Source organism: Eximiradius sp., from assembly GCA_937127445.1.
Classification (GTDB): Bacteria; Bacteroidota; Ignavibacteria; order Kapaibacteriales; family UBA2268; genus JAKIZO01.
In genome coordinates this window covers 1-12,739 of the sequence record CAKZLY010000034.1, presented here as the reverse complement: position 1 = coordinate 12,739, position 12,739 = coordinate 1, and the positions used below count along the sequence as shown (strand labels likewise).

Annotated in this window: 14 protein-coding genes; 13 read left to right on the top strand and 1 reads right to left on the bottom strand. The window is 34.7% G+C overall.

All coding sequences use genetic code 11. The features are described 5' to 3' along the window. Positions 1–177 precede the first annotated feature (177 nt). From AC6QZF_RS10120 to AC6QZF_RS10060, 13 genes are all read left to right on the top strand, one after another. Positions 178–957, top strand: a complete 780-nt coding sequence (locus AC6QZF_RS10120) for a flagellar hook-basal body protein (RefSeq protein ID WP_499799764.1) — start codon at positions 178–180, stop codon at positions 955–957. Between the two features lie 25 nt (positions 958–982). After that, on the top strand, positions 983–1,771 hold the full coding sequence (flgG, locus tag AC6QZF_RS10115; RefSeq protein ID WP_499799763.1) for a flagellar basal-body rod protein FlgG: 789 nt from the start codon (positions 983–985) through the stop codon (positions 1,769–1,771). Between the two features lie 6 nt (positions 1,772–1,777). Beyond that, entirely contained in the window at positions 1,778–2,497 is a 720-nt protein-coding gene (gene flgA / locus AC6QZF_RS10110) for a flagellar basal body P-ring formation chaperone FlgA (protein WP_499799762.1), read from the top strand. Between the two features lie 2 nt (positions 2,498–2,499). Continuing rightward, complete coding sequence (locus AC6QZF_RS10105) at positions 2,500–3,075, top strand: flagellar basal body L-ring protein FlgH (protein ID WP_499799761.1); 576 nt, start codon at positions 2,500–2,502, stop codon at positions 3,073–3,075. 5 nt (positions 3,076–3,080) lie between these two features. After that, positions 3,081–4,190: a flagellar basal body P-ring protein FlgI gene (locus tag AC6QZF_RS10100; protein ID WP_499799760.1), complete on the top strand. Its 1,110-nt coding sequence runs from the start codon at positions 3,081–3,083 to the stop codon at positions 4,188–4,190. Between the two features lie 7 nt (positions 4,191–4,197). Continuing rightward, the gene (locus AC6QZF_RS10095) at positions 4,198–5,091 is read left to right on the top strand and encodes a transglycosylase SLT domain-containing protein (protein ID WP_499799759.1); all 894 of its coding nucleotides are present in this window, start codon (positions 4,198–4,200) and stop codon (positions 5,089–5,091) included. A gap of 43 nt (positions 5,092–5,134) precedes the next feature. Continuing rightward, a complete protein-coding gene (locus AC6QZF_RS10090; protein WP_499799758.1) occupies positions 5,135–5,572 on the top strand; it encodes a flagellar protein FlgN in 438 nt (145 codons plus the stop codon). Between the two features lie 56 nt (positions 5,573–5,628). After that, on the top strand, positions 5,629–5,985 hold the full coding sequence (locus AC6QZF_RS10085; RefSeq protein WP_499799757.1) for a hypothetical protein: 357 nt from the start codon (positions 5,629–5,631) through the stop codon (positions 5,983–5,985). A gap of 11 nt (positions 5,986–5,996) precedes the next feature. Next, positions 5,997–7,436, top strand: coding sequence for a flagellar hook-associated protein FlgK (gene flgK / locus AC6QZF_RS10080; RefSeq protein WP_499799756.1), 1,440 nt, complete (start codon positions 5,997–5,999; stop codon positions 7,434–7,436). A 15-nt stretch (positions 7,437–7,451) separates the two neighbouring features. Then, entirely contained in the window at positions 7,452–8,447 is a 996-nt protein-coding gene (locus AC6QZF_RS10075; RefSeq protein WP_499799755.1) for a flagellin N-terminal helical domain-containing protein, read from the top strand. Between the two features lie 68 nt (positions 8,448–8,515). Further along, positions 8,516–9,385: a motility protein A gene (locus AC6QZF_RS10070; RefSeq protein WP_499799754.1), complete on the top strand. Its 870-nt coding sequence runs from the start codon at positions 8,516–8,518 to the stop codon at positions 9,383–9,385. Between the two features lie 67 nt (positions 9,386–9,452). Further along, on the top strand, positions 9,453–9,929 hold the full coding sequence (locus AC6QZF_RS10065; RefSeq protein ID WP_499799753.1) for a hypothetical protein: 477 nt from the start codon (positions 9,453–9,455) through the stop codon (positions 9,927–9,929). 82 nt (positions 9,930–10,011) lie between these two features. Then, on the top strand, positions 10,012–12,210 hold the full coding sequence (locus AC6QZF_RS10060) for a TonB-dependent receptor (RefSeq protein ID WP_499799752.1): 2,199 nt from the start codon (positions 10,012–10,014) through the stop codon (positions 12,208–12,210). Between the two features lie 75 nt (positions 12,211–12,285). On the opposite strand, the gene AC6QZF_RS10055 is transcribed toward AC6QZF_RS10060, so the two are convergent. Next, on the bottom strand, positions 12,286–12,739 hold a 454-nt coding region (locus AC6QZF_RS10055), incomplete at its 5' end, for a cation diffusion facilitator family transporter (RefSeq protein ID WP_499799751.1).

Sequence of the window (12,739 nt, the reverse complement as noted above, 5' to 3'; positions counted from 1 at the left end):
TTTGTTCATTCATAAACCCACTGTTTAATATTCAACTTGATTTCATCTTGTTACCAATACTTATAACTTATTTTAATTTCAATTGATTAACAAAGTTGAACTGTCTGTCAATCAACTGAAAAATCTAATGGCATAATCATTGTAGCAAGTATTTTAGTTTTTCAAGGATGAAACGAAATGTTAAAAGAATTTTTTACAGCAGCTCTGGGTATGCTCAACCAGCAGACCAGACTTGAAGTAACAGCAAACAATATGGCAAATGCCAATACAACTGGATTTAAAAGACAAGGCGTTTTTGAAAGAAATCTTATTGATGCACGAGCTAATTTTTATAATGTAAAAGGTGATGTCGAACAAAATGACCCACCAATTGGCTCATATACTGTATTTGAAGCAGGAAGCTTCCAGCAAACAGACAATCCATTAGATTTGGCTATACAAGGGGATGGTTTCTTTGTTCTGAAGGATATCGAGGGGAAGGATTATCTAACCAGAGCGGGGAATTTCACAATAAACACGGATGGGGAAATAATTGCCAAGGATGGCAAAAAATTACAAGGATATGGCGGTGATTTAGTAATACCAAAAGAATTCCTAATCTCAAAAGAAGGTTTCACAGATTTTAAATCGGTTGATATTAAAATCACTGACAATGGACACGTTTTTGCCAATAATCGTGAAATCGGCACCATAATCATCGCCAAACCCCAGGATAATAACACAATTCAACGTATTTCTAACCAGCATTTTATCGCGAAATGGATGGCAGAAGTCGAACCTGTTAATCCTGATGATGTCGTTATTAAGCAAGGATGGATTGAAGGCTCAAACGTTAATGTTGTTAAAGAAATGGTTGAACTTATTGAACTTCAGCGTATGTTCGAAGCAGGTAGTAAAGTGATTGCTACCAATGATAGCACTCTTGATAAAAGTATTGCAATAGGAAGATATCAATAATTAATATAAACAGGGATGTTTTAAAATGGACAAAACATTAAGAACAGCGTCAACCGGGCTCTCATCTCAACAACGCTATGTTGAGGTAATCGCCAATAATATCGCAAACGTTAATACTACAGGATTTAAAAAAGTTCGTCCCGAGTTTCAGGATTTGCTTTATGAAACACTTCGCCCCGCCGGCAATGTTGCTCGTTCCGGTGTAGAGCCTCTAAACGAAGTTCAAATAGGCTCTGGAACCGAACTTGTTGCAACTACGAAAATATTCACACAGGGTGATATTGCTTCAACAAATAATCCGTTGAATATGGCGATTAATGGTGAAGGCTTCTTTGTTATTCGAAAGCCCGACGGAAATCTTGTTTATACTCGCGATGGTTCTTTCCAACTCGATAGAAATGGACAAATTGTTACCTCGCAAGGATATACACTCGATCCGGGATTTACAATTCCATCCGATGCGATAGAAATTCAAGTTTCAAGAGATGGACTAGTAAGTATACTTACTGAAGGCTCAACTGACGCAACAGTTTTAGGACAAATCGAACTTGCTCGGTTTATCAATTCAGCCGGACTTAAATCAATCGGAGATAATTTTTATCAAGAAACTCCTGCTTCGGGACAGCCATTCTTTGAAATTCCCGGAACTAACAATACTGGCGAAATTATTCAGAACCACCTCGAATCTGCAAACGTTGATATTGTAGAGGAAATGGTTAATATGATTACAGCTCAGCGTGCTTACGAACTAAATTCAAAATCAGTTAAAACCGCTGATGATATTCTTTCAACTGCTGTTAATCTGAAACGGTAGCCAAAAATGGTTCGTTGCCTTAAAATATTGCTATTATTTTTGTTTTTGTTTGCGAATACCTCTAATTCATATTCTCAATCGACTTTTTCGAAAGAGCGAATTGAAAATGCCATCTACAATTTTCTCAAATCTCAGACTAATAATGATATTGAGATTGAAATTGTTCAAAATATTCGTCCAATTTCTTTCGTAGAAAGTTCTGTCTCAGCATCTTTAAGACATAACTTTCAAGATTTCAAAGGATTAGGTTTTGTATGGGTGGATTTCATTAAGGATGGGAAAATTATTTCAACTGAACAAACTCGAGTTAAAATCAGAAAATTCCGTCAAATACCTGTAACTACTCGTTTTGTTCGTAGTGGAGAAACTTTATCTAATGCTGATTTTACTATTAAACGATTTGATATAACTAATTATAATGAAAACGATTTAGTGGTTGATTACTCAATTGTTGGCAAAATAGCTAAAAATGGAATACCGAAAAATAATCCATTAAAAATCAGTGATTTATCTAATGATATTATTATAAAAAAAGGACAAATTGTGACCATTATTGCTCAATCAGGTGCAATTTCAATAAAAACCTTAGGGACAGCCCTGCAAAATGGTGGGGCAGGTGACGTTATTCGTGTGAAAAGAAACGGTCAGGGCAATATTATTCTTACCGGAACCGTGAATGAATTTGGATTTGTTCTTCTTTCTAATAATTCAATTTCGTCGAGATAAAAATGAAAAAGTTATTTTTAATATTCTTGGGGCTGCTCTATTCTCAACTTGCATTAGCTCAATTTAAGCCACAAGAGCAAAGCTTACGTTCTTTATTCTCTGATGTAAAAGCTTTCCAGGTTGATGATGCAATTATGGTGTATATAGTAGAAGACACTCAGGCAGATAACAACGCTTCAACTGAAGAAAGAAAATCAACTGAATTAAGTGGTGGAGTGGGCGTTTCAACAGGTACTTCAAATACTAATATAAATGGCAATATCGGCACAAACAATAATTTTCGTGGTTCAGGGCGGACCACCCGCAACGAAAAAATTCGTTCAAGGCTAAGCGCTCGGGTAGTTGAAGTTCAACCAAATGGCAATTTACTTATCGAAGGAAAACGCACAACAAAAGTCAACGGTGAGATACAAACTATTACCATTCGCGGAATTGTTCGTCCCGTTGATGTCAATTCAGATAATAGCGTTTATTCATATAACATTATGGACTTAACTTTACTTATCGAAGGTGATGGAACTGTTTCAAAAACACAAGAACCTGGACTTATAACAAGATTTTTGAGAATTTTGTTTTGATGAATATGAAAACCAAAACTAAAATACTGTCGCTTATTTTTCCCCTACTTATATTCTGTTTCGATGCAAATGCCGCTCGGATTAAGGATATTGCGACAATTCAGGGTGCTGGGAGCTTCCAAGCAATTGGATACGGACTTGTTACGGGACTAAACCAAACTGGTGATAATCCACAGGCTTCTTTTACAGTTCAATCTGTCGTAAATATGTTAAAACGTTTTGGGCTCACACCGCCTTCGATTAATCCACGAACTCGCAATGTTGCAGCTGTTATGGTAACTGCAAACATTCCAGCTTTTGCAGCATCAGGAACAAAAGTAGATGTTCAGGTTTCCTCAATAGGTGATGCTTCATCGCTTCAAGGTGGAGTACTTTTGATGACGCCTTTGTCCTTGTCAACAGGTGAAATTGTTGGTATGGCGCAAGGTCCATTGTCAGTTGGTGGATACGATTATCAAGCATTTGGTTCACGGCTCGGAAAAAATGTTACCACAAGCGGTCGTGTTCCTAATGGTTTGATACTAGAAAGAAATATTAATGCCAATTTTATCAATAATAATATTGTTATTATCACCCTTCGAGAACCTGATTTTACTACTGCTCAACGAATTGTCGACGCCATTAATGTTTCCCCTGGTCTTAATGGCACTGCGACTCCAATCGATGCTGGTAGTGTACAGGTTCAGTTGCCCGGTGGACTATCCCAAGCTCAAATCTTTGGATTTATTGCCCAAATAGAGGGACTTAATGTGAATGCAGACCCCGTTGCAAGAGTAGTAATAAATGAAAGAACTGGTACAATTGTAGTTGGGGGAAACGTCCAACTTCTTCCTGCTGTCATTGCCCATAGCGGATTAGAAATCCAAATTCAAAAACAAGTACTTGTTCCGCAACCAGCTCCATTCACAATTAGGCCGCCACAAATTGCTGAAAGTGCAGAAATAACAACACAAGAAGAAGTTAGAGCTGCTTCTGCTCTGGTTGTCCGCGGTGCTACTGTTCAAGATATCGCCGATGCTCTAAATTTACTTCAAGTTAAACCACGAGATTTGATAGCAATTTTCCAGGCTCTTAAAGAATCAGGTTCTTTACAAGGTGAGTTGATAATTCAATAGGTGTTGTGTGGATTTGCCAATTTATGATAATAGTTTAAGTAATTCATCAATGTTGCAAAGCAAAATTGATGAGTATAAGCATATTCAAACAACAAATACTAACAAAAAAACATTATCAGATGAGGAAAAAGCAGGATTTGCTAATGCTTCACGTGGTTTTGAGGCGATTTTTATCAATTTAATGCTTAAACAAATGAAACAGGCTATGCTTTCCAAAGGAGAAAACAGCGGTGAAGAAATTGGATTTGGGGCAGACACCCTTGAAAGTTATGCTGACATGCTTTTTTCGGAAGAAGTTTCAAAAATTGGCAAAGGAATTGGTATTGCCGAAGCTATGTATTTAAACTTTACTGGCGAAAACTTACCTGCTATCAGCTCTAAAGAATTACCTGTAAATGTTCCTATTTCTGTCAAAGAAAATAACGAATTAGCACCTAAGAAAAATATTCCAATTAATTATAATCAAAATTTAAACGGAAATTTCATTGATAGAGTGAAAAATCGTTTAAATCCATACTCTGAAATTATTTCAGAAGCTTCTAAGCGATTTAATTTACCTGAAAACATTATTAAAGCAATTATTACTGCTGAATCTGCTGGAATTCCAAACTCAACATCACCTGCAGGTGCAAAGGGTTTAATGCAATTGATGGATGGCACAGCACTCGAACTTGGTGTAAAGAATCCATACGAGCCATATCAAAACATAATGGGAGGAGCGAAATATTTTCGTCAAATGCTCGATACTTTTGGGGGTGATTTATCTCTTGCTCTTGCAGCATATAACGCTGGACCTGGCAATGTTCAAAAATATGGTAATATTCCACCGTTTCGCGAAACTCAGCAGTATGTAAAGAAAGTTTTGCGTTATGCCGATATGTTTAATGAAAGAGAAACTTAAATCAGGATGAAAATTAATAATAAATACCAATGGAGTGGTCAAAATGTTAGCCAAACTGTTCAATTTTCTCCAGTTCGAACAGCAACTTCTTCAAGAGATGATTCGTCTCGCTGAACGCCAAAAAGTTGCATTAGTAAAATTCAATATCAAAGAACTCGAAGAGATTACTTCATTCCAAGAAGAACTTGCGAAAAGCTTGCGCCAAGCTGAAGAACAACGCATTGCTTACTTAATGTCCTGGCTAAAAATTTCAAGAACTGAAGCTTTGAAGATGAAACTTTCAACTATCGAAAAGCAATTCCTAAATGAAGATGCAAAAGAGTTACGTAAATTAAAGCGAAATTTAGCCAAGCTGGTTAATATTCTACAAGATTTGAACCTTACTAATAGAATGCTTGCTAACCGTGCTAAGTCAAATGTTTCCAATATATTAGCTGTGCTTTCTAATGGTAATAATTACGTCTGCAACGTCCAAATTTAAATTTGGAATATTTATTGTTTTTACAAGGATGTTATTTAATTGTAAGGAGGCAAAAAATGAGCACACCACAAAATTACGAAGAAACACTGCTTTGGAAAAAAGCAGTTGAGCTTGTTCAAAAAATTCAAGAGTTCAGAAAAAAACTACCTAACTCTGAGATGGATATTTATTCAATAAATAGTAAGTTGGAAAATAGTATTAGCGAACTTTCCCAATACCTTGAAGAAAGCTATTGCTCAAAATCTAAACTTGCAAAGGATAAAAATTCATTTCTTGCTGAGCTTGCTTTAAATGAATGTATTGATAATCTTAAAAGAGCAAACCGTTTAAAATTTGGTGAAGCAAGCTCTATTATTGAAGATGCCGAAAAATTTAAAAAAATATTAAATGGCAAAGAATTTATATTTTCTTGATAGGTTGAAAAATGTCATCATTTTCTGCTCTGGAAATAGGGAAGAGAGCATTACTTGCTCAACGGTTCGGGATAGAAGTTACCAGCAATAATATTGCTAACGTTAACACTGCTGGCTATTCCCGACGTTCTGCTGTTTTGAGCGAATCTTCTCCACTTTTCCGTAATGGGCAGTTTATCGGAACGGGTGCTGTTGCTCAAAAATTGCGAACTTTCCGTGAAGAATTTTTCGATAGAGAACTTCGTTCAACAGTTGCCCGTCATTCCACCTTTGAAAATGATGAAGAAATCTTCCAGAGAATTGAAGCAATTCTTGCTGAACCAAGTGAATTAAATATTCAGAACGACATTAATAGTTTTCTTTCGGCTTTCGAAAAATTGGCGATTAAACCAGAAGATATTGGTCTTAGAGAAGATATCCTGGGTAAAGCACAAACTCTTGTTGAAAAACTTAATCGCACTTCTGAGCAACTTTCGGAAGCACGTAATGAACTTGCTACCCAAATTTCTTTAAATGTTAATCAAATTAATTCCTTACTTACCGAAGTTGCAAATCTAAATAAAAGTATTGCTAATTCTAAAACCCTCTCTCAAACCGAAGCTCAAACATACGTTGACCAACGTCAGCTTAAATTGGAAGAATTGTCTAAATTAGCTGGTGTTACTGTATCTTTCGAACAAGATGGTTCTGCCAACGTGTTTCTTAATGGAATGAATTTGATTACTGGTTCAAACTACAATGAAATTAGAAGAGTTGACTTAAATAATTCTGCCTCGGGTGAAATCTCAATTGCAATTGAAATATACGATAAAGCAAAAGATTTGGCTACTCGCATTACTCCACAATCGGGAGAATTGGCCTCAAATTTAAAGCATTTTAATGAAACATTAGACCCACTCGAGAGTAAAGGTTTTTCAATTGTCAAGCAACTTGATGATTTCGTCGATGCTCTTGCTCAAAAAATAAATCAGTTAGTGATTTCCGGTTATGGTCTTAACGATAAAACCTCACCCCCGCCAGGAAGATTATTTTTTGAACCGTCAACTGGTCGAATTACCGCTGCTACAATTAAAATATCTGATGATATAAAAAACTCCCCTGAAAATTTACCTTTTTCGAAAAATCCAAGCGAACCTGGCAACGCTGAAATTGCTCTTGCCATAGGGCGCATCGCTCAAGATTCAAAATTCCTTAATAATCAAAGACCTTACGAATTCTATTCTGCATTTATTAGTAAAATCGGCACTTTAAGTCGTGAGGCGACTACTGGAAAAGATACAACAAGACTTGTTGCTGAGCAGCTATCCAATCAACGCGAGTCAGTCATTGGTGTCAATGTAGACGAGGAAGCTGTTAATCTTATTCGTTTTCAGAAAGCTTTCGAAGCAGCTTCGAGAATTGTTAATGTTACAAACGATTTGCTCTCTACTATAATTAATCTTGGCAGATAGTAGAAGGAGTGCTTTATGCGTATCTCAAATGGATTGACAGTTAATACATACTTGCGAAATTTGGATAATATCCAAAATAGTAAGTATAAAAATGAAATTCGCCTTTCTACTGGCAAAAACATTGTCAATCTTGCCGATGCTCCAGAAAAACTTGTACGAGTTAAAAATATGGATTTTCTTATTGCTGAAAACGAAAAATATAAGTATATAATCGATCAATCTATCAGAGAAATGCAAGCATCAGAAGATAAATTGCAGTCTATTTCCGACAAAATTGGTGAAATTCGACAATTGACCATTGATGCTACACATGCTGGAGCAGCTGGAAATACCTACTCTATAGGTGTTAATATTCGTGGATTGCTCGAAGACATTATTAAGGATGCGAATGCTGATTTTAACGGAAAATTATTATTTTCTGGAACAAAATCTACTGTCGATTCCATTACTCCAGAACCTCCACAGTCAACAAATTTCCCATTTGAAATTGTTCAGGAACAATCAACTCCTGATAATCCATCAGGTCTTAAAGTTTATTTCAAAGGTAATTTCGAAGATAGAATTATTAACAAAGATTCTAAATCCACAGAAAAAATCAATGTAACAGCTGATGAAATGTTTGGATCCGGCGGAATTGAGTTTTTCGAGAATATAATTAAAATATACAACATTCTTTCCTTTAATTCAGATGGTTCGCCTCGTCAGCCTACCGACTCGTTATCTAAATTTGATGTTGAAGTATTAAACGATCTTCAATCTAAATTAGCCGTTACTAATGAAAAACTTAACAATTTAACAGCTCAACTTTCTGCAAGACGCAACCGAATGGAAAACATATCTTCGCAAATGAGCGAAGAGGTTATTAGATACAAAGAGCTTAAAACTGTAAATGAAGATACTGATTATGCAAAGGTTACCATGGATTTACGATTAGAGGAAATTGCTCTTCAGTACTCTCTTCAAATTGGCTCAAATCTTCTTCAAAAAAGTTTAATGGATTTTTTAAGGTAATTTTCAATATTTTTTGCATTTTTCAGTCTAAAATTTATTAATATTAATGTAAAATATATTTATTTTGAATGAAATCTAATACATTGCTGGGAATTATAGCCGGGTTAATAGCAATTTTTGGCGCTTACTTTTGGGAAGGAGGCGGTAGTGGCACTCTTTTTATGTTACCGGCAATGTTGATTGTTTTTGGTGGAACTCTTGCTGCTGGTTTTGCAGGAAGCTCTTGGGAAGTGTTTAAGAAAATTCCGAATGTTTTACTTGCTACCTTTTCCCCACATCAGTATGACGTCCAAAAAATTATTAATCAAATTGTCTCTTTTTCAGCAATTTCTCGCCGCGAGGGGATTCTCTCTTTAGAAGATAAGCTCAATAAAGTAGAGCATCCTTATATGAGGAAATTTTTCCAAGCCTGTATTGATGGTGCTGATCAGGAGACTTTAATACAGATTTATGAAGCAGAAGTCAATTCTATTACAGAGCGACATAATACCTACATAAGTCTTTTCAATAAACTTGGTGGATATTCTCCTACGATGGGTATTATTGGTACCGTTATGGGGTTAATTCATACATTAGCATCAGTTGGATCTGACCCAAATATATTGATTCACAATATTGCTACTGCTTTTATTGCTACTATGTGGGGGATTTTGATGGCAAATATTGTTTGGTTGCCTATCGCCGACAAATTACAAAATCTCCATAACAAAGAAATGTTTCTTCTCTCGGTAATTATTGACGGTGTTCGTTCTGTTCAAATCGGAGAAACACCAACTGTTGTTCAAAACAAACTTGCAAGTGCCTTTCCACTTACTGTTCAAGAAAAAATTACTGCTCGCAAGCCTACAGTCAATATAAGTTCTCCAATTGTTAGTAATAGCCAATCTTCTGCTAATATTCCTTTATCGAATAATCCTGTAAATGAAAATGTAGGATAATTCGTTTTTGTTATTATAATTATATTTAATAATTTTGCTATTATTTAGCTATTTATGATTTATTGAAATGTTCAAAGTAATTGCAATATTGCAAATAATTAGTCTCTTTACTTCAAATATTGGAGTAAATGTTTATCTGCATTATTGCAATTCAACAAATTCTGCTGTCGTTGCTTTATCTGCTGAGGCTGCTACCTGCAAAGACCACATTTGCTGCGACCACCATCATACTAATTCAGCAGCCAATCATTCAAATTTATGTTGCAATCATTTTACTGAAAGAAACAATGATTTTCTCGCTATCAGAGATTTAAAGTGCTGCCAAAATGGTGAAAAATATCTTGTCCTCTCTGAAAAATCCTTGCAAAATTCTAATTTCTCTACCAATACATTTCATTTTACTCATAAAGTTGATTACAACTTACCTCATTATTATGATGTAATTGCCTCCGAATTCAATGTCTCTGAAAGCTTTGACTTTTATAAATATCTGAAACAAAAAATAATATTTTCCTCAATTTACTTCTCATCTAATCTAGTTTAGTTCTCCTTTACTACATTTAGGATTTCTTAATAAAATCTATTTTGATTTTATTGTTAATAATTATTTTAAAGGAGAACTAAAAATGAAAATCATATTAAAAATCTTCGTTATTTTTCTAATTCTGCATTCAAATTTGTTTTCAGAAACAATTTCTGGAAGGGTGTTCGGACTTGATGAAAACAATCAGAAAAAGCCTCTTCCAAAAGCTTCAATTGCAATAATTGGAAGCAATCAGGGAACATTTACCGATAATAATGGCTTTTTTAAAATGGAATTGCCTCCGAAAGCACATTTCATTGTTGTAAGCTTTGTTGGATACGAACGTGACACTCTGCACGTTCACGATTATGATGGCGAAATTGAAGTTGTTCTTGTACCAAGTTTAAAAACTGAAACTGTTAATGTGGTCGGTGAAAAATCTGCTATTGAAATATCGCATTCAAATGCAGTAAAAACTGAGACAATTACTACAAAAGGTTTGCACAAAGCAGCTTGCTGCAACTTAGCTGAGAGCTTCGAAGTAAGTCCTTCAGTCGATGTCGAATATAGTGATGCAATCTCTGGTGCAAAAAGAATACAGTTGCTTGGGCTTGCTGGTACATATTCACAATTATTGATTGAAAAAATACCATCACTTCGAGGATTAGGTTCTATCTATGGTTTGTTGTATGTCCCCGGACCCTGGATGGAATCAATTCAAGTATCAAAGGGTTCTGCGTCAGTTACAACCGGATTTGAATCTATTACTGGACAAATCAATATTGAATACAAGAAACCTGAAAACTATGAACCTACTCATATCAATGTTTATGGTGATGTGATGGGGCGAAGCGAACTAAATTCATATCATACTTTCCGTTTAGATGACAAAATTTCAACTATGTTACTTGCTCACGTGAATTATTACCAGAATGCCATTGATAAAAATAACGATTTATTTATTGATAAACCTAAAGTATCTATGCTGAATTTCCAAAATCGCTGGAAATATGAAAGTGAAATGTTCGAATCTGTTACGGGTGCACGTGCATTAATAGAAAATCGTGAAGGTGGTCAAAAAGGCTATTTTAATAATAACAATGCAAATTATTATGGAATTAAGGTTAAAACTCATAGATATGAAGCATTTACAAAAAATGGTATTGTCTTTAATGATGAGCCTTTTTCCAGTCTTGGGACAATAGTTTCATTTACACATCACAAACACGAATCAAACTACGGAAAAAGGTTATATAATGGTGAGCAAAATTCTTTCTATACAAATATTCTTTATCAATTTGAACCTTTAGAAGAAAATGGACTTACCTTAGGCACAAGTTACCAATACGATAATTACATTGAATATTTAGATAATTCATTAATCAGTAAATACGAATCCATACCAGGCGTTCTTGCTGAATGGAATTTTGGAAGTATTAACGATTTGACAATTTTGCTTGGAATTAGGGCTGATTTCCCAAATGGTTATAAAACATTTCTAACTCCAAGATTTCACTTACGCTATGCATTTGACGAACTTACTACAATTAGAGCTTCGGTTGGTAAAGGATACCGTCTTGCACATATTTATGCTGAAAATGTTGGCTTTCTTGCAAGCTCTCGTGACTTTATCATAGATGAAAAACTAAATCCAGAAGAAGCTTGGAACTATGGAATAAATATATCCACTGTTTTAAATCTTTTGGGGACTAACTTTACGCTAAATGCTGAATATTATAGAACCGATTTTATTAATCAAGTAATCACTGATTTAGACCGTTCACCTAATGCGATTCATTTTTATAATCTTGATGGTAAATCATATTCAAATAGCTTTCAAATTGACTTGCAGTTCGAACCTATACAAAAACTATTTTTTACAACTGCATATAGACTAAACGACGTGAAAACAACTTACAATGGTAAACTAGAAAAGAAGCCACTTCAAAGCCCACATAAAGGTTATTTTAATGTTATGTATGATACCCCTGACAACAGCTGGAATTTCGATTTAACTGTTGAGTACAATGGGGGAGGTAGATTGCCAAACACAGAACAAAACCCAGAAAATCTCCGTCTTGCGAAAAATTTCCCAGATTTTACAATCGTTAATGCTCAAATAACAAAGCGATTTAAGCTATTCGACATTTATATTGGTGGTGAAAATCTCACCAACTTTGTTCAGAAAAACCCAATTTTAGATGCTCTTAATCCATTCTCTAACCACTTCGATAGTTCGATGATTTGGGGACCAATAATTGGTCGTATGTTTTACGCGGGTGTTAGAGTGAATTTCAAATAGGGGATATTTTTATCAACTATTTAATTCTACTTATTGGATGTTTGCTAAATGATTTTTAGCAAACATCCTTATTATTTATTGTTTGTTTTTTATAGGACAATTTAATTGGTCGTTTTCAGAGCAATCCCTATTACAGGGAATTACGTATAAGCGAGTAATTGAATTTGAATAGATATCCTTGATTTGTTTATCAAAACGCTTTTCTAACTCATATTTTTGTTCAATTGTGAAATCATATGGCAAAACAACTTCTATTTCTATGAGTAGTTTCTTTCCTGCATAGCGAACTTGTAAACTCCGAAATTCACAATAGTTTTTTATATTATCTACTACTACCGATAGAATGTTGAATTGTATTTCATCGCTTGCAGGCTTATCTAAAAGAATATCAATAGCAAACCTAATATTTAAAATAGGTATAGTAAATAGATACAGCGACAAAATTCCTGCTAATATCTTATCTAAATAACTTAAAAATTCAGATTTTTCTGCTTGATAGAATAGAATGACAATCAAAATAAAAATAAAA